This is a genomic window from Marinoscillum furvescens DSM 4134, assembly GCF_003386095.1.
Classification (GTDB): domain Bacteria; phylum Bacteroidota; class Bacteroidia; order Cytophagales; family Cyclobacteriaceae; genus Marinoscillum; species Marinoscillum furvescens.
In genome coordinates this window covers 126,019-144,200 of the sequence record NZ_QREG01000014.1, presented here as the reverse complement: position 1 = coordinate 144,200, position 18,182 = coordinate 126,019, and the positions used below count along the sequence as shown (strand labels likewise).

General features: G+C 44.9%; 13 protein-coding genes. 4 read left to right on the top strand and 9 right to left on the bottom strand.

Going from position 1 to position 18,182, the window contains the following annotated elements; all coding sequences use genetic code 11:
• Positions 1-20: 20 nt before the first annotated feature.
• From C7460_RS15020 to C7460_RS15010, 3 genes are all read right to left on the bottom strand, one after another.
• Positions 21-3,179: a T9SS type A sorting domain-containing protein gene (locus C7460_RS15020; RefSeq protein ID WP_115868937.1), complete on the bottom strand. Its 3,159-nt coding sequence runs from the start codon at positions 3,177-3,179 to the stop codon at positions 21-23.
• Between the two features lie 158 nt (positions 3,180-3,337).
• Complete coding sequence (locus C7460_RS15015; RefSeq protein ID WP_115868936.1) at positions 3,338-5,377, bottom strand: ComEA family DNA-binding protein; 2,040 nt, start codon at positions 5,375-5,377, stop codon at positions 3,338-3,340.
• Positions 5,374-6,180: a hypothetical protein gene (locus C7460_RS15010; RefSeq protein WP_115868935.1), complete on the bottom strand. Its 807-nt coding sequence runs from the start codon at positions 6,178-6,180 to the stop codon at positions 5,374-5,376. Before C7460_RS15010 ends, C7460_RS15015 begins: the two co-directional genes overlap by 4 nt.
• 56 nt (positions 6,181-6,236) lie before the next feature.
• Here C7460_RS15010 and C7460_RS15005 point away from each other — a divergent pair, with 56 nt between their 5' ends.
• On the top strand, positions 6,237-6,854 hold the full coding sequence (locus C7460_RS15005; RefSeq protein ID WP_115868934.1) for a toxin-antitoxin system YwqK family antitoxin: 618 nt from the start codon (positions 6,237-6,239) through the stop codon (positions 6,852-6,854).
• Here the strand turns inward: C7460_RS15005 and C7460_RS15000 are convergent.
• A complete protein-coding gene (locus C7460_RS15000) occupies positions 6,851-8,302 on the bottom strand; it encodes a BamA/TamA family outer membrane protein (RefSeq protein ID WP_221409539.1) in 1,452 nt (483 codons plus the stop codon). The genes C7460_RS15005 and C7460_RS15000 overlap by 4 nt on opposite strands.
• 116 nt (positions 8,303-8,418) lie before the next feature.
• Between C7460_RS15000 and yidD the strand changes: the two genes are divergently transcribed.
• Entirely contained in the window at positions 8,419-8,640 is a 222-nt protein-coding gene (gene yidD / locus C7460_RS14995; RefSeq protein WP_115868932.1) for a membrane protein insertion efficiency factor YidD, read from the top strand.
• Positions 8,641-8,655: 15 nt separating this feature from the next.
• Here the strand turns inward: yidD and nadE are convergent, their stop codons facing one another.
• Genes nadE through C7460_RS14975 form a run of 4 tightly spaced genes read right to left on the bottom strand, consistent with a single transcriptional unit; the run spans position 8,656 to position 12,772 of the window.
• Positions 8,656-10,509, bottom strand: coding sequence for an NAD(+) synthase (nadE, locus tag C7460_RS14990; RefSeq protein WP_115868931.1), 1,854 nt, complete (start codon positions 10,507-10,509; stop codon positions 8,656-8,658).
• Position 10,510: 1 nt separating this feature from the next.
• A complete protein-coding gene (gene rnc, locus C7460_RS14985; RefSeq protein WP_115868930.1) occupies positions 10,511-11,257 on the bottom strand; it encodes a ribonuclease III in 747 nt (248 codons plus the stop codon).
• Positions 11,257-12,510: a beta-ketoacyl-ACP synthase II gene (gene fabF / locus C7460_RS14980; protein WP_115868929.1), complete on the bottom strand. Its 1,254-nt coding sequence runs from the start codon at positions 12,508-12,510 to the stop codon at positions 11,257-11,259. The genes rnc and fabF overlap by 1 nt, the downstream gene beginning before the upstream one ends.
• 25 nt (positions 12,511-12,535) lie before the next feature.
• On the bottom strand, positions 12,536-12,772 hold the full coding sequence (locus C7460_RS14975; RefSeq protein WP_115868928.1) for an acyl carrier protein: 237 nt from the start codon (positions 12,770-12,772) through the stop codon (positions 12,536-12,538).
• 127 nt (positions 12,773-12,899) lie between these two features.
• Between C7460_RS14975 and C7460_RS14970 the strand changes: the two genes are divergently transcribed.
• Both C7460_RS14970 and pyk read left to right on the top strand, forming a co-directional pair.
• The gene (locus tag C7460_RS14970) at positions 12,900-13,334 is read left to right on the top strand and encodes an IPExxxVDY family protein (protein ID WP_115868927.1); all 435 of its coding nucleotides are present in this window, start codon (positions 12,900-12,902) and stop codon (positions 13,332-13,334) included.
• A gap of 98 nt (positions 13,335-13,432) precedes the next feature.
• Entirely contained in the window at positions 13,433-14,866 is a 1,434-nt protein-coding gene (gene pyk, locus C7460_RS14965; RefSeq protein WP_115868926.1) for a pyruvate kinase, read from the top strand.
• A 74-nt stretch (positions 14,867-14,940) separates the two neighbouring features.
• Here the strand turns inward: pyk and C7460_RS14960 are convergent, their stop codons facing one another.
• The gene (locus C7460_RS14960; RefSeq protein WP_115868925.1) at positions 14,941-17,967 is read right to left on the bottom strand and encodes a T9SS type A sorting domain-containing protein; all 3,027 of its coding nucleotides are present in this window, start codon (positions 17,965-17,967) and stop codon (positions 14,941-14,943) included.
• Positions 17,968-18,182: the final 215 nt, after the last annotated feature.

Sequence of the window (18,182 nt, the reverse complement as noted above, 5' to 3'; positions counted from 1 at the left end):
TTAACCTTTTGAGCAGGGTTTTAGCGCTTTATTACTCGGAGAGTCTGTGCGTTGGTTCTGATGTAGTAGACCCCATTTTCCAAACCTCTAAAATCAAACTCAATGTTCTCTCCTTTCACTAAGGATTGCACCTCGCTGTTTAGGTTGGTGCCTTCTGCATCAAAAATGGAGGTTTCTGCACCTGCTCCACTGAGGGTCACAAAGTCTGAGGTAGGGTTCGGAAAAACTTGTATGATTTTGGCTGGCGCTCCAGCTATTTCTACTCTTCTCATTTCGAAAACCTCAGTAGTGCCATCAAAATCTGTTTGCTTTAGGCGATAATACCAGAGTCCTTCACCAGGATTGGTATCGGTGTAGGTATAGCTCAGGGGAGCGTTATGTGTCCCAGCGCCTATCAGCTGAGCGACCGTAATGAATGTGATTCCGTCACGAGATTTCTCTATAGTAAAGTAGTCGTTGTTAAGCTCTGATGCCGTTTTCCAGGAGATCTCAACATTCGTAGCTTTTATTTTCACGTCAAAACTGAGCAGGTCTACCGGTAAAGAGGTTTGACTAAGGTCAGCTGAGCCTAGCGTCATTCTGCGCCCATCCACTACGCCAGTAACACCTGCAAACTCAAATACTCCGCCACCCAGGTCCGTAGCGCCGAATATAGCAGTCTCGTCAGCGAATGTGCCATCATTGTCTGTGTCGATGAGTAATGCCAAATCGCTGGCATTGGTGCTTGGAAATGCGCTAAGGTCCCATCGGATATCTACACTTCCCACGTCTACTGCGCTTCCTGAGGAGTTGGTTTCGCTCATTCTCCATACCCGATGTAATCGACCTTCCACGCCAGCAGGTACATCACTTTCGTTACCAGCCTCAAGTAGAGCATTGTTGTGTCCCCAGATCAGGTATTCGTCATCACCGAGATCAGATGGGTTACGCATGCGCAAAATACCTTCTCCCTGTCCATCATTTTCATAAGCCAGGGCATTTTCTCTTCCTATCCCTGCCACATCAAAGTCATAGTCGCCCTGCCCGGCACCATCTTCGTCGTAGAAGTCGTTGGTAGATAGTGCAATGTCAAACTTTGAAGATAAGTAGTTTTCAATCAATATCCGCTGTGGGTTGTTTAGGGCTACATTGTACGCGATGAATTCTCCTATAGCACCTGAAAAATAGTCTCCGTCATTATTACTTCCGCCATTTTCGTAGTAAGTGTCGTTATATTTCGCACCCAGGCCAATATCTCCAGTATGCTCATACAATCCTCCGATAGCAGGTATTTGTCCTATCTGTGCTCCATTAAGGTACATGGTGATTGTGCCGTCCAGACAGCTATTTCCATCAAAAATGTAAGTGACAATGTAGTCGGTATTTGCTGAAACAGTAGTGGCGGTACTCACAAATCCCCATGGAGCGTCAGCACCATCATCGTTTAGGTTCCATCCACCAATGTACAGTTCACCATTAAAAATGTATATGTTGAGGCCTCTGCTGGCACCACCTTCTTCGAAAATAACCTGACGGGTAATTACATCCACGCCTGTTGTAAATTGTACAACAAAAGACCTTTTATAAGCTGGGCCTCCCAGATTTAGGTCATTGTTGTTATTCATGGTATAAAAGTCATTTATACCATCGAAGACTAATTGTGCTACCCCATTTTGTTGGTTTTCGCGATAAAGAGGACGAGCGCTTACAGTGTTTTGAAAGAAGTTTTCGGCAGTGCCTCCTTTGTTTGTCCATGTTTGTACTGTAGTGTTGTCAGTCTGGCTGAGGTCTTCCACGTCAAACCAAAATCGGTTGATAGAATCGTCACCAACTCCACCAGGACCTGGGACAGTCACAAAAGAAGTAGGGGCTTTACCATCTATGCCTATTGTAAAGCGTCTACCATTGGCCATTATTGTCAGGTTGGTGATTTGATAGTCACCACCCCCGATATCCGTTAGTTGAATGACACCTCCACCAGATACCGTTTCATCGGCGAATGTGCCATCATTATCTAGATCTACGAGTAAAAACAAATTGTCTGCTGTGGTGACACATGAGGAATTGGAAATGCTCACTGTCAGATCGAAAGAGTTGATGGTTCCACCCATTGTTGGTCTCCATAGACGGTCCATTCTGCCACCAATGCCTTCTGCAGATGGGATATCTGAAGTATTGCTTGTAAAACTATCGTCACCATTGTCGTGTCCCCATCCGAAATACTCAAAGTTGCCCAATCCGCCTGGATTAGAAAATCTGAAAATTGAGCTTCCTTGTGAATCAGTGTGGTTGTCGCCTGCCGAAAATTGCCCCAATCCTGCTACCTCATAGTCATAATTACCATTGGCTACATTATCCATTGTATAATAATCATTGGCGATACTTAGTCCATATTTGGCAGCCAGGTAATTTTCTGTAGCTACTCGTTCTGTGAAATTGGGGACATCATTTTGGATGATCCATTCGGCGATAAGGCCACTGAAATAATCTCCGCTACCACTGCTCGAACCTGTTTCATATCTGGAGGAATTTACTTTGCCACCTATATAAGTAGAGTTATGATTGTAGAGCAGTCCCACGTTGTTGATAGTGCCAAACTGTGTGCCATCGAGATAGCCAGTAATGGTACCTGTCGAGGTATTATTGCCATCCATTACGTAGGTTAGGATGTAAGTTGTATTGGTGCTGATTGCTGTACTGATGCTCGAAAACCCCCATGGCGAACCGGCTCCGTCATTGGCTTCATTCCACGCGCCAAAATAGAGGTTGCCATTAAATATGTAAATGTTCAATCCACGGGTGCCACCACCTTCTTCGAAAATCATTTGTCGGTTGGTCACATTTGCTCCTGTGCGTATGACCATGTAAAACGTTCGGGTAGCCCAGGGTCCTCCATTGTTTAGGTCTGAATCATTGGCTATGCCCAGATTATCGTTGGTGCCATCAAAAGACAGTGCGGGAAACCCATTAATCTGATTGGTTAGGAAAGTAGGTTGTTCGGATCCAGTAGATTGCTCAGCGTTTTTAGTGTTGCCACCATCATTTGACCATGAGCTAACTGAGGTGCTATTCGCCTGATTGATGGAATTGGCTCTGTACCAAAAACGTACATTTGTATCGTTGCCAACACCTCCAGGCCCAGTTTGGGCATAAATAGTTATTGCTAAAAAAAAGGTGTAAAAGTAACTGAGCGCTTTCATTGTTTGGTTTGTAAATAAGAAAATACCCTTAAATCATAGGACTATTCCAACTTCACTACCATAAAATTGGGAAGATTGTTTCAATTTCAGACGGGCTAGTCGAGTAAAGCCAGAATTTACCCGATTAAGTGAGGCGAATTCTCGTTGACCTGTTTTGATCAATTGAACTTGTATCGAGCCATCAGTTTTATTTCAGATTTCAGGTTGCCATTGACTTTAGATAGTCCTGAGCCGAACTCATCTAAGTTTGCAAAATGAAACTGAGCATACCTGGCCCAAATAGTCAGCTGTGATGAAAAGCGGTATTGAGCGAGTAGGTAGCTACGTGAGCCTACACCTTGATAAGCAGGAATGGAGAATGCATAGAGGACATCTCGTTCGTACATATATTGCCTGTTTTCAAAGTCATCCGTGTCAAAGACTGCAAAACGCCCGCTGAGCTTCAGATCTTTTATTTTAAGGTTGATGTCTTGCACAAGTGCCAAGCCGTGTGATTTCTGGCCTGATAACTGGAAGTCTGAAGCTTGTATACGCGTTTTGAAGCTAATACTTCTTGCAAGTGCATAGTCCAGGTTAATCAAGTAGGTTCTTTTTATGGTTTCGGTGAGAACGGAGAGGTTACCTTCAGAGATCGACCGTTCCTTATTTTCTTGGCGAAATTGAGCATAAAGACTGATCATTTTTTTTGGCTTGTAGGTAAGTCTTGCCAGGTATTCAAATCCCTCAGACGGAGCATCGGTACGGTACCTGAGCCATGGAAACCGAAATTTGTCAAAGTACAGGGCTAGTTGCCATTTTCTAGAAGGCTTGTAGGCAAGTCCCCAGTAAACTCCTTTCTCATTGATATTTCTAGAGCTTTCGCCAAAGGCATTTCCATAAAAGGAATGAAAGTTTTTGTCGTAGTTTCTCAGCGACCAGCTCAGGTCAAGTTGAGGAGTGAGAGAAGCCAGCAAGCCAGCTACATATCCTATCCCGCCAGACCTAGAGCGTGCAGCTTCTCCAAAGAACATAAAGTTTTGCCAGTTGTAGTTTGTATAGATACTTTGGATGATGTTTTTCTTTCCTACAAATTCAAATTGATTGTAATTGGTAGGGCGCTTTTGGATAGGGTTGCTAAACAAAGAGTACAGTGAAGTGGCTCCCACAGAAAACCGGGGACTGATCTCGAGGTGAGCGGCAGTGCCCAGAGCAATTTCATTTGTAGAGTTCTTCGCTGCTAGTTCGTTTGGTGTGCGATGAAGCCCGGTAGCCTGTACGCTATTTACAAAGAGTTCAAAATCCGAATAGGTGGTGTCTCGTAGCAAGTTGGCATCCTGCTGGAGGTAGGAGCCAAATACAGTGATGTCCAGATTTCCTAGAGACACTGTGGCAGCACCTCCACGAAAAAAGCCTGATTCTAAAACCGAAGCATAGGGTTTTACGCCAGTGGTGTTTCTTTTGATAGTGGCGATAGGGTTAGCTCCCTTACCAGCACTGAAGCCAGCACCAAAAACCAGCCCCTGGCCAAACTGCAGTTGAAAATCCCCCAGTGCCAGGGCTTTGAGCTTGCCTTTGTTTTGGAGAAATACATGCCCTGAATAGTAATCCATGCCATATTGATTTCGGCCCGGGTTTAGGGATAATTGCTCTCCGGCATCCTTTTCGAAGGTAAACCCCAGGCTAAAATCCTGTGCATGACTTACTCTAAAGCGTCCATAGAGGGTGTTGGGATCTCCCAAAAATCCACTCCCGTCTGTGCGTTTGTATCCCGCAGACTGCTGCAGTTGCCGGGTATAGCGGAGGAGTAAGTAGTTGTTCGGTTCGTTGGCAATTCGCTCTAGCAGAGGGCGTGTATCTACCGTTTCATTTACCGAGACAAAAGGCAGCAACTCTTTTATTGTCTGGATGTCGAAGAGGGGAATGGCCTGCAATTCGTAAATGGAAATCAATTTGTCCTGTTTTGCTCTATAAGCCGAAAACTCCCGCAGTTGAGCAGGACTGAGTATATAGAGGGAGCCTATTTCTTCTTCGGTGGCAGTGTTGAGATTTAGTGGATTGGTATGATAAAGCAGCAGTGATTCATATAGGTCTTCATACCCTATATCCTCTTCTTGAATTTGGAACCGGTGCTCAGCAAAAGCTTCCAGGTCGAATCCATCCTGTGCATCTACCCAAATGGAGCACACTAGCCATATACCAGTAAGCAGAACCTTTTTCATGGCTCTTTGAGTGTTAGTCCTACCGAGAGCTCGTGCACTGCACCCAGTGTGTGGGCACTAAATGCATAATCCACAGTTAATTTTCCCGGGGTAACTCCAAAACCAAACGCTGGAGTAATCTGAGTTTTGGAGTGTTTGTGGTTTTGGATCATGATACCAGTTCGAATTGCCAGAAATTCTATTACCTGGTATTCCATGCCGGTTTTGATCCGTTCACGTGTGTTTAGCTGTTTTTCTATTTCGGTGTTGAGCATGATTTGCTCCTGAGGGCGAAAAGAAAATCCTGCTTTCATAGTAGTGGGGTAGATGGAGCCATGCTTCAGGTTAAATAGATGAACGCCCAGTAGTATTTGGGGAGTGATTTCTGCGGTGCCGCCTAGCTCCAAAGCCAGTTTGCGATGAGGCTGAAGCCCCTCGGCACGGGTTTGGAGGAGTGAAATGCCACCACCGAAGCTGACCATCTGCAGTCTGTTGGCGATGGTAAGTCCCATCATTTGTTCGCTGTAGTATTTGTCTCCAAACTTGTAATACTTTGCAGCAAGTGTAAACCACGGGTGACTATAGGTTGCTCCTCCAGCTATGGTCATGAGGTTACTGATGTTGTAGCGGTTTTGAAAGCCGGCAATTGCTGTGGACTGGTCATAAGATCCCAGGGCTCCGGGGTTGTTAAATGCTGCCCACGGGTCAGCCAGGGTTACAGAGGTGCCTCCTAGTGCCTGATGACGTGCACCAATGGTATAATTGCGCAGCTGAGCTGTAGAGAGTAATGGCAGTATGCAGAGAATAAGGCAGGTGACTCGCATACTGCAAAGTAGTGTTTTCGGTGAATTAAACCAATAGGTGTAACTTAAGGTCGTATATGAAAAAGCTGTTAATAGCCGGAATATTTATGTTTTTGATGCCTGTTCTTTATGCTCAGGATACACTCACATATGCCTCCGGAGAGGTCAAGGCCATAGGAGAGTTTGCTTCTGGAAAGAAGGATGGAACCTGGCTGTATTACTACCCTAATGCGCAGTTAAATGCAGCGCTCAATTATGTCAACGGAAGTTTACTGGGGAAACAGAAATATTATCATGCCAATGGTCAGCTAAAAGCTTACGAGCGCTGGGAAGTGTATGGTCCAGAGGATTCGGCTTATTACTATCATCCAAACGGGCAATTGGAGCGCAAGGGCAGCTACAATGAAGGGCTGTATGAAGGCTATTGGGTGTTTTACTACGAAGATGGCACGCTGCGGCAGGAAGGCAACTATCAAGGGGGAGTACCTCATGGGCTTTGGTTGAGTTATCATTCCAATGGTAAGGTCATGCAGGAGGGAATGTATACCCATGGTTTGCAAAGCGGGGAGTGGATGTACTATAACGAAGATGGGAGGCTCACTTACCTGGGGGCTTTTCGGCAGGGTGAGCGCTCAGGACAGTGGTACTACTTTAAGAAAAACGGGAAACGTAAAAAGTGGAAGTACTTTGATTAGAGCTCAGCCATAAAATTGGGCGCAAAGCGAAACTGTCCCTCCGAATTGTAGGAATACTCCAGCCTCAGCGTGATGTCATACAGCATGACTATGTCCAAACCTATGCCAGCACTGTACAATGGTTTGTTGGTAAGCCGAGCGTTTTGCTCGTAGTTTGGATAATTGTTTACATAACCCACATCCACAAAGGTTTTGGCATAAACAGCAAACGGTAGTTTTTTAAACTTCTTGATGGGCATAAACCTGCCCAGGTTAATGTCGGTTTTAAAGATCTCACGTTTTAATGAGTTTTTGGAAAGTACGTTATGCGGCCCTTCTACCAGAAACTGCTCAAAGCCTCTCACGTAATAGGTACCTTCGCCAAACTCTGTATAGTTGAAATACGCAGCGTCTGGAGAGGTGATCTGACCTCCAAAACTAGTGCTGAGGTACCATTTGTTTTGAAAGTCAATATAGTGCTGGTAAAAAGCTGTGGCTCTCCAGATGTCTACATCTCCGAATATGCCTAGTCCCAATTTTTCCATTTCTCCGAAGATCCGGTAGCCATCCAGAGGGTAGTTTCTATTGTCTCGGCGGTCTCTTACGTAGGAGTATGACAGACCAAAAGCTGCCTGATGAGTGGCCCCATCTCCGAAATAGTTGGGGTTGAGGTTAGCAATGTCATCAGAAATGGTCATGGTGTATCCTTGTAGCGTCAGGTAATGATAGTCGTAAAATGACGGGCGAAATTTATAAATAAGATATCCAGAATAGGCTTCACGATTGACCTGATCTACAAACTCTGAGGTATCGGTAATAAAATTGTTAACATGGTTTACCGTCTCATAGGGCATTTTTTTGTTGATCACTGAGCTGGCACCCAGTGTGAGTCCATGTTTTTGGTTTTTGTCTATGTATGGAAATGAATATTGAAAAATAAAACGTCTGTCGAACCCAAAAAAACCGATAAAACGCAAGCTTTCTTTGCGGCCTCTCACATTGTAGATATCCAGCTTTGGGCCAAAGCGAACCCTGCTAAAGTCTTTATCACGGTTTTTCCACCAGTCGATAAAGTTTCGGTCTATGGGTTTTAAAATAAATGAAGGCCAAACGTACCAGCGTTCTTCTAATTTGATCAGCACATCTATTTCGGTATCACTGATTTCCAATTGTTCAAACTCTACCGTGGAGAAAAGATTGGTATTGTAAACGTTGTTTCGCGAGCGGGTCATTACCTCATCCAGGTTCGTCAGCGCGATCTGGTCACCTTCTTTGAAACCTAACTCTCGTGTAATGATGTATCGCTTGGTTTTGTCATTCCCAAGTATGTAGATCTTATTGATGGTGATATAAGCATCAGCCACGGCTTGAGAGGTGTCAGCCTTGTGCTTTTGCGCAGAAGCTGTCATGGCAAAGCATGCCCAGGAAAATAATACCAATAAGGTAAGTCTTATGCCAGTTTTATTCACTTCTGTCGTTGTTCGGGTTTTTAGATATCGGTATTCAGACGGTGCATACTGTAAGCTAACTTGCAAACAGAGCGAATATAATTGTTCGTGCCAAATTTGCTGGGTACTTTTGATGAGTGAAAAACGTAATCCGCAAGCTTTTTATTCTTCCGGTACTGTTTTATCAGTACAGCATATCACCATTGTTTCCCAGCACTTGCAGGTTTACGCCTACCTGTTCACACTATGCCAAAGATGCCATTATGAAACATGGCGTCTTTAAAGGTACCTGGCTGGCCATTCGTCGCATTGCCAAATGCCATCCCTGGGGTGGTAGTGGGTATGATCCGGTGCCATAGCCCGGGAAACTGCGTCTATTTAAGTTTATCGAGCTCGTCTAGTTCTTCTTTAAACCCACTCGAAAGTATCGGAAATCGACACCATGTGCGAGGGTCCACATTGAAATCATCTAAATGAAAACTAGGCGCAATTCGTTCCCTTTTCCATTGATTGATGGACCACATTCTAAAAAACTTATGAATCCACTGCTTGAGGAGTACATGATCCGGCCATTTTCCTTTGAGCCTATTGTACACCTCCACGGGAGATTTTCGATCTCTGATGGCTTTGGTTTCAATGTCTACCAGCACTGCGTAGGGCATCAGGTCGATTTCATCTGTTTGGTGCTGATCCTGCGGTCTTAGCTCGGCAGTGGGGGCGAGGCTGTTGACTTTGGCCAGGCCATCAAAGCCTAGCTGGGCTTCGGCAAATTTTAGCCAGCTGAGTACAAACTGCTTATCCACTGCAGCAATGGGAGAGATGCTGCCGCTGGTATCACCATCCATGGTAGCGTAGCCTACGTCACCCTCGCTGCGGTTTGAGGTAGACAGCAGGAGGCAGCCCTGGATGTTGGCCAGCATCCAGATGATCGGAGATCTGGCCCGGGCTTGTATGTTTTGGAGTGCAATGTCGTCTTGTTGCCAGGTAAGCTTGCGTTGCAGTACCTCTTCTATAGACTCAGTATAGGCTGCTACTTCCCGGTCTATGGTCCAGTGATAAAACTGCGCGCCAATACTTTCTGCTAATGTCTTTGCTGAGTTGAGTGTGTCCTCAGAGGAGTTTTTTGTGCCCTGGTAGGCGGTATATAGCAGCTGTCCTACCAGACCTTTCCAGTCATCTGCCTGATGCAGCTGGCCGTGAAGTTTGCGGTTAAATTCGTCAAAGCCCAATTCTTTAAGGCCGTTTTTTACTGCAAGTGCTACTAGTGTGGCTATACTACTGGAGTCAGCACCACCGCTTAACGAAAGCACAAATCCTTTAGCCCGGCTTTTGCGCAAATAATCAAACAAGGCCAGAGAGGCGGCCTGGCCAAACTCTTCAGTGGCACCATCTACGTCTGGGCGAATGTCCGTATCACTGTTCGCGCCATCCTCAAAATCTATCTCGCAACCAAGTGTTTTAAAGTCTTTGAATGACAGGCGTGCATTTTTGGCTTTCAACTCGCCATTTTGAGCAATTAAAATATCTCCGTCATAGATCATTCTGCCAGACTCATTGCCTAATAAATTGGCATATACATAGGTACACTTGAGGAGGTCTGAGCTACGAATAACTAGGTTTTCGCGGTAGTTGGCTTTGCCAAATGCAAAATGGCTCGCAGATGGGTTGAGGATCAGGTCTGCACCGTGATTGATCGGGTGGACCCCTGGCCGATCTTCTCTCCAGGCATCTTCACAGATCTCAAAACCGATTTTCAACCCTTCATGGGTGATCGTAATATGTCCAAATGGGATTTGCTGCTCACCTACACTTACATTAACTACTTTGCCTGCTGGCCAGGGAGTAAACCATCTGGGTTCGTAGTGTACGCCATCATTGGCCAGTTTTTGTTTGGCATAGATGCCTTTGATTTCGCCCTGAGCTATAAATGCCGTGGTGTTATATACATGGCCTTCATATAGAAAAGGTATTCCCACCGCTACGGCAATGTCCGAGCAGTCCGGAAGTAGGGTGAGAAGCTTGTCTAGCGCTTTCTGAGGAAGCCATTCACTTAAAAAAAGGTCCTCACAGCCATAACCAGTGATGCAAAGTTCGGGTAGACAGAGGATTTTTATTTGTTCGTCACGTGCCTGGGCTATAGCAGATCGGATGTTTTGCAGGTTGTTTTCCCAGTTTATTGGAATCTGGTTGAGACATGCACCGCCTACTTTTATTTTTTTGTTTGCCACCTTATTCGAGGTTTAGCTGCTCCAGTGATTTTTGTGCAGCGTCTTGTTCTGCTTTCTTTTTACTAAAGCCAAAGCCTTTTTCGAGGGCTTCGTCATCAATGAACACCTGAGAGATAAACTGCTTGTCTCTGGCATCTTCATTGGATTGGATAATCTCAAACCGAATGGCTTTGTTTTCTTTTTGTGCCCATTCGATGATTTTACTCTTGTAGTTGGTAGTGGTTTTGGCCAGCTCTTCAAAATCGAAGTGAGGGCCTATCAGTCGATGCTGGATAAATTTTTTGCTGTATCTAAAGCCCTGGTCCAGGTATAAAGCACCGATCAGGGCTTCGAGTGAATCACCATAGACTGACTTGTGAGAAATTCCAGCACCGCCGTGCTTATGATACTTCACAAGTCCTTTGAGGCCTATTTTTTTCGAAAGGTTGTTGAGCGATTCTCTATTGACGATTTTAGACCTCAGTTCGGTGAGGAAGCCTTCCTCCTTGAATGGGAAGCGCTTATAGAGCATTTCTGCTACTATCATACCCAAAATGGCGTCACCAAGGTACTCCAATCGTTCGTAGGAGTCCTTGAGGCCTTTTTCGTTTATTTCGGCAGCACTTACGTGTCGCGTGGCCCGTTCGTACAACTTGATGTTGTTGGGCCTGCGACCAGTAATGATTTTAAACTTTTTATACAGGTCTTTTTCCTCGGAAGAAAAGAGGTAACGAAGATAGCCGTGAGACTTCCTAAAGACCGAGGGCACTACCCGTTGTATTTACCAAAAACAATAGAAGTGTTGTGACCACCAAAACCAAATGTATTGCTCATCACTACATTTACTTCGCGTTTTTGTGCTTCATTAAATGTAAGGTTGAGTTTCGGATCGATATCCGGATCATCAGTAAAGTGGTTGATGGTAGGAGGGATGATTCCTCGCTCCAGTGCCATCAATGATGCGATACTTTCCACGGCACCTGCAGCTCCCAATAGGTGTCCGGTCATGGACTTGGTACTGCTGATGTTGATATTGTATGCGTGATCTCCGAATACTTTTTGGATGGCTTTTACCTCACCAGAATCGCCCAGTGGTGTAGAGGTACCATGAGTGTTTACATAGTCTACAGCTGTAGGGTCTATGTTGGCGTCAGACAGTGCTTCGTTCATCACCAGTACGATACCGTCACCCTCAGGGTGAGGTGCTGTGATATGATGAGCATCTGCAGACATACCGGCTCCCAGTACTTCAGCGTAAATTTTAGCTCCACGAGCTTTTGCATGCTCGAGCTCTTCTAAAACGAGCGCACCGGCACCTTCTCCCAGTACAAATCCATCTCTGTCTTTGTCATAAGGTCTGGATGCTGTTTCAGGTGAGTCGTTTCGCTCAGAGAGTGCTTTCATTGCATTGAATCCTCCGATACCACTTTCGTTTACTGCCGCTTCAGAACCACCCGTAAGGATTACATTGGCTTTTCCTAGCCGGATGTAGTTAAGTGCGTCGGTAAGGGCATTGTTAGAGGATGCACAAGCAGATACGGTTGCGAAGTTAGGACCTCTGAAGCCGTATTTGATAGAAAGAAGACCTGGAGTGATGTCCAGGATCATTTTAGGAACAAAGAAAGGGTTGAAGCGAGGGGAGCCGTCTCCATTGGCAAAGTTCATCACTTCATCCTGGAATGTGGTAAAACCACCTATGCCGCTACCCCATATTACACCAACTCTATCTTTGTTGATTTTTTCCAAATCCATGCCTGAGTCCACAATAGCCTCATCACCGGCTACCATGCCATACTGAGCATTGGGGTCCATTTTTCGGGCCTCTTTTCGATCTAAGAACTGTAAGGGATCGAAATTTTTGACCTCACAGGCGAATTTGGTGCGGAATTTCTCCGCATCGAATCGAGTTATAGGAGCGGCACCGCTAACACCCTTAGCAAGTGCGTCCCAATAATCATTCTTATTGTTTCCTAACGGTGTTAATGCACCGATTCCCGTAACTACGACTCTTTTTAACTCCATAAAATTTCTAAAATGGGTAAGTGAATTATTTTACGTTTTCTTCGAGATATGATATTGCCTGACCTACAGTAGCGATGTTTTCTGCTTGATCGTCAGGGATAGAAATATTAAATTCTTTTTCGAACTCCATGATCAGCTCCACAGTATCCAATGAGTCAGCTCCCAAGTCGTTGGTGAAGCTCGCCTCAGTAGTCACTTCTGATTCTTCAACACCTAATTTGTCAATGATGATTGACTTAACCTTTTGTGCTATTTCTGACATTTTTGTAATATTTAGTTAAAAATCCAGTGCAAAGAAATACATTCTGATCATTAAAATCAAAACAATTTAAACCCTTAAAGAATGGTGCGAAAAACGCTGTTTTGGGTATTTTAGCCACACATTAATCATGAGGATGAAGAAGAGTAGGCTGACATCTGATTATCCAATAGATTTTGAGCTGATAGGAATAGTATCCAGCGCGAGGGAGTACAAGCTGGCCTGGCACATCAATCAGCTGGAGGATATTCACCTTGTAAAAAGTGAAGATTTGAAAATTGATTTTGCCGATAATCGACAGATACGGGCATCGTCTATGACAGATGAAGGCGACTATTATAAGGTGTGCCTTATCAAAAACCGCCTGGTTTCTTCTAATGTGGTGGGCAATCAACATTTGGTTTCTGAGCTGCAACAATTCGATTATCTTCTGAAGATAACTAATCAAACCAAAGAAAACTGGGCGAAAACGTTAGTTTTGGATCTCAAGCAACTACCAGTCATCGATTATTGTGTGCAAATCGATGTGGAACGAGTGAAAATGAAAGATAATTTACTGTTCTGATAAAGAATATCTTAAAAACGGGTGGATATACTGTCAGGTAGTTAGATATTTGCCCATATTTTTGAATCGACTGCAAATACAACACTTACATTTTAGGTATGAAAGAAGCGCTTTTTAAGAAGACTAAAATAGTAGCCACCATCGGGCCTGCCAGCCGAAATAAGGAGACATTGCGCGAATTGATTAAAGCCGGAGCCAATGTGTTTCGACTGAATTTTTCGCATGGTAGTCATGAAGACCACCAGAGTACTATCCAAATGGTACGTGAGCTCAATGAAGAATTGGGTGCTAATGTGGCACTACTTCAAGATCTTCAGGGACCAAAAATCAGAGTGGGTAAGGTAGAAAATGACGGGGTGCCAATAGCGCCAGGTCAGCCTCTTATCATCACTACTGAAGAAATGCTGGGGACCAGCGAAAAAGTGAGCACAGTATATGAGGGTATCGTAAATGATGTGAAGCCCGGAGATACTATACTGATCGACGATGGAAACATCGAGCTGAAAACGATCAAAGTAGATGGTAATAACGTGCATACAGAAGTAGTGCATGGCGAATTGTTAAAGTCTCGCAAGGGCATCAATTTGCCTAACTCTAATGTATCAGCACCTTCTATGACCGAAAAGGATATAGAAGATTTGGAGTTTGCTTTTCAGTTTGACCTGGAGTGGGTTGCCCTATCTTTTGTACGTAAAGCCAGTGATATTATAGACATCAAAGAACGTATCAAAAAAGCTGGTATCAATACTAAAGTGATCGCTAAGATCGAAAAACCAGAAGCCATTACTAATCTGGATGAGATCATAGAACAAACTGACGGCCTGATGGTAGCACGTGGTGACCTGGGTGTGGAGGTACCGTCGGAAAATGTGCCTTTGCTGCAAAAGCGAATGGTGAAGAAATGTAATGAAGCAGGTAAGCCGGTGATTATTGCTACTCAGATGATGGAGAGCATGATAGAAAACCCGCGTCCTACACGTGCAGAAACCAATGATGTGGCCAATGCCGTTTTTGATGGTGCTGATGCATTGATGTTGTCTGCAGAATCTGCTTCAGGTAAGTTTCCGGTGCAGGCTGTACAGCAAATGGCAAAAACAATCGTGGCGATAGAGTCGGAGGCCAATTCTATATACTCTAAGTATCACGACGAAAAAGAATCTTCTTCTACACGATTGAATGATTTGCTTGTTCGCTCGGCTTGTAGAATGAGTGACCAGGTAGGTGCTCAGGCACTGGTCGGTATGACCAAATCTGGATATACGGCATATAGATTGTCAAAGCATCGTCCTAAGTCTTATATCTTTATTTTCACCAATCAAAAGCACTTGCTGAGGCAGCTTAACCTTTTGTGGGGTGTAACAGGGTTTTACTATGACAAGACCGAAGGCATAGATGAAACACTACAACACATAGAAACTGTATTGGTGAATGATGGATATCTCCAAAAAGGTGATGTCTTTGTAAATACAGCTAGTATGCCAATGCACTGGAAAGGCCACACCAACATGATGCGTGTGAGTCAGGTAGAATAAGCTGATAGAGAAGGCTATATATGAAAAGCTCCGATCACTCGCTAGAGATGATCGGAGCTTTTTTGATTCACTACCTACTGTTTAATCACCCGGTAAGTTCGTCCCTGAATTTCCAGGAGGTAATGCCCCTGAGGGTGAGCAGAAAAGTCTAACTTCAAAAGACCTGAAGAACTCGACGACACTTTAGGTGCCACCAGCTTGCCTGTGGTCATTTCCCGAACAGTCACCCGTCCACTTTTTTCTTGAGTTTCTCCCAATCGTATGGTGAGGTAGGTGTCGAATGGGTTGGGATAAGCCAGCGCCTTAGGTTGGGCTTGCTGGCTCTTGGCCATTCGACTGGTCGACCCTGATGAGCAATCCGTGTCGAAAACCACTCCCTGATCTACATCATCTTGCCAGTTGTTTTCAGCGTAGGCCACGTCATCTACCTGTACACAGGAAAGGTTGTTTTCTGTGGCTTGAAATAGGTGGAAGTTTTCATTGTTGCCATTTTGGACATTGAGGGTACTAAGGCTGTTTTGAAAACAGCGCAGTTTTTTGATGTTAGGATTTGCGCTAATGTCCAGGGAAGTCAAGCTGTTTTTCTGGCAATGGAGCTGCTTTAGTGCAGTATTGGCGCTCAGGTCCAGAGTCTGTAGCTGATTGTTGTGTATCCGTAGGTCAGTCAGCGCAGTGAAATGCTCGATTCCGGTAAGGTCAGCGATATCCGCAGAATTGACATTGATTTGCCCACTGAATGCTTCGGCCTCTGATACCTGTATTTCACTATCCTGATTGGTGTTGAGCTCCGAGATGGCCAGCAGCGCATCTTTAAAGTTTTGATCTGGGATGTTCACAATTGCACCGTTACAAAAAGATTTAAAGGAAACACCAGGGTCTACGTGATTTTGCCAATTCTCTTCGGCGTGCGATACATTGCTCACGTCTATACAGGTGAGTTCATTGGCGGATGCATCAAATGCCTCTAAATGTTCATTTTGCCCATTTTTTAGATTCAGTGTGGTTAACTGGTTGTTGTTGCAATACAGTGTGTCCAAGAGCGTGTTTTCACTCAAAGTGAGTTCAGTGAGTTGATTAAACTGTATATCCAGTACTTCCAGTACTGGTAATGCGCCTGGCTCCAGGGAGGTGAGGGTATTGCTGTTGAGCTTCACCGTGTGTAGGTTGGAGTTGTCACCAAAGTTCACGCTGGAGAGTTGATTGGCCGCACCAATCACCACGCGTAGTTGGGTGTTGGACGAAATATTGAGGCTGGAAACGTTATTGTTTTTAAAGTCCAGTTTGGTAATTTCTGTAAAAGCCTCCAGTCCGGTAAGGTCGTCAATTTGTTGGTTTTCTACCACTAGCTCTCCGGAGTATTGCTCTGCTTCCTCATATTGGATTTCTCCATCCTCATTGGTGTCTATAGAGTGGTCGTTGAGCAAAGCTTGCTTGAAATTGGCATCTGGGATAGCGACTATGGCCTGTCCACACTGGGTTCTGAAGGTGACGTCCGGGTCTACATTATCACTCCACTGAGCCTCAGCGGCCGGTGCATCGTCCACCTGAATGCAGGAGAGCGCATTGTTTTTGGCCTGAAAAAGATCGAACTGGTCATTGTTCCCATTTTTGATGTTAAGCTCGGTCAGCTGGTTGTCAAAACAACGTAGCTTGGTGATGTCCGGATTCAGGCTGATATTTAGTGATTCCAGCATATTGTGCTGACAATGAAGTTGTTGTAACTTCTTGTTGCTGCTCACATCCAGCGAGGTGAGGTTATTGTAATGCACCCGAAGGTCCGTGATGTTTTTGAATGCAGCGATACCCGTTAAATCATGAATGTCAGCGGAATTGGCCTTGAGCTGACCGTTAAAATTTTCTGCTTCACTAACCTGAATTTGCCCATCACCATTGGTGTTTATCGAGGTGTCGTTGAGTAGCAGGCTTTTAAAGTTGTTGTCTGGGATATGCACGATAGGGTCACCGCTATAGGCTTCGATTTCTACAGGAAATGATTCATCCCACTGTCCTGTGGTTTGAGCTTGGAACTTGACGGAATAGGTGCCCGGCTCCATAACGGTGTAGTACCTTGAATCGGTACCCTCAAGGTCCTGACCATCTTTGGTCCATTGATAAGCTGAAAAACCCGCAGAAAAACCAAGTTTTACCTCTCCATGCTCGGTGATATACAAATTGGAAGTGTCTCCAAAAATGTGAATGTTACGTTTGTCTGCCCTTCGCATAAATGGAAAAAAGTCCGATTCGTAGTACGCTTCATTCCAGGTATTGTGACCATTGTCTGGATAGATAGTGAGTTTGGGTTTGCCACCTTTTTCTTCGAGGGTTTCGATCCACTGCTCAGCGGCCCCCGGGCTGGGGTTGGTGTCTTCACCTCCCTGAAACAGCCAAACCGGAGTAGTCGTCAGCGTTTCCGTAGTGGACTCCAGATCTGCTCCGATGCCTGACATGGGCAATATGGCAGCAATCAGATCCGGTCGGTAGTTTACAAAGTCCCAGGTGCCTTTCGCTCCGTTAGACAGCCCGTGCATACTGATGCGGTAGGGGTTTACCTGGTAGTGCTGGATCATGTGCTCGATGATTCCGGCGAGCATACGTTTTTCATCTGAATCCCATGCCGCATTGTAGCTGCTTTGTGCAAAAAGCACGATTCCGGGAAATTTCCCATTATTTACCGCATTTCGGTGCTTGCGCCCACCCCAGAGCAGGTGGTGGCCATTGTTGTCATACTCAGGGTCTGTGGGCTCGTAGTTAAAATATCCGGTCCATTTTCTGCCAGATTCACCTGCGCCATGCATCAAAATGATCATGGGATATTGGTCTGCGGATGTACTGTCATACCCCGGTGGAAATATGGCTCTCCAGTTCATAAATTCCATAATGCCCCCCTGGGAATTTTCTTTCCAATAGGCAAATTCTTTGAATTCGGAATCATCCCACCCTACCATCTTGTGGTAGTGGCTTTTCTCGTAATTGCGGATGGATATTCCTTTCTGAAAAAACGACTCTTGAGCCCATGCATTTGTCACAACTACACCTAAAAGCATGATCAGAAGTGCAGAGTGGAGGAACGAAGTTAATTTTAGGTCTTTGTTGTTTTTCATTTGCTGAAGACTTTGATGTTTGGTTGTTTACTACTACAAGACAAATCAAACGACTTCTTGGCTCCGTATTCTCCTTTTAAACTTCTTACAGGCATGTTATGAAACCCTTATGTCTCTGGGGAAGGGGGGTGGTCTGATGGCAGCGGTTATGTAGGGAAAAGGTGCTCACTCACCGATATTCTTTGCTTACTCACCTAATATGCCGGATGAAAACT

What these genes read in the sequence shown, in the direction of transcription:
- C7460_RS15020 (WP_115868937.1), bottom strand. Translation starts at nt 3,179, where the DNA reads ATGAAAGCGCTCAGTTACTTTTACACCTTTTTTTTAGCAATAACTATT.
- C7460_RS15015 (WP_115868936.1), bottom strand. Translation starts at nt 5,377, where the DNA reads ATGAAAAAGGTTCTGCTTACTGGTATATGGCTAGTGTGCTCCATTTGG.
- C7460_RS15010 (WP_115868935.1), bottom strand. Translation starts at nt 6,180, where the DNA reads ATGCGAGTCACCTGCCTTATTCTCTGCATACTGCCATTACTCTCTACA.
- C7460_RS15005 (WP_115868934.1), top strand. Translation starts at nt 6,237, where the DNA reads ATGAAAAAGCTGTTAATAGCCGGAATATTTATGTTTTTGATGCCTGTT.
- fabF (WP_115868929.1), bottom strand. Translation starts at nt 12,510, where the DNA reads ATGGAGTTAAAAAGAGTCGTAGTTACGGGAATCGGTGCATTAACACCG.
- C7460_RS14975 (WP_115868928.1), bottom strand. Translation starts at nt 12,772, where the DNA reads ATGTCAGAAATAGCACAAAAGGTTAAGTCAATCATCATTGACAAATTA.
- C7460_RS14970 (WP_115868927.1), top strand. Translation starts at nt 12,900, where the DNA reads ATGAGGATGAAGAAGAGTAGGCTGACATCTGATTATCCAATAGATTTT.
- pyk (WP_115868926.1), top strand. Translation starts at nt 13,433, where the DNA reads ATGAAAGAAGCGCTTTTTAAGAAGACTAAAATAGTAGCCACCATCGGG.
- C7460_RS14960 (WP_115868925.1), bottom strand. Translation starts at nt 17,967, where the DNA reads ATGAAAAACAACAAAGACCTAAAATTAACTTCGTTCCTCCACTCTGCA.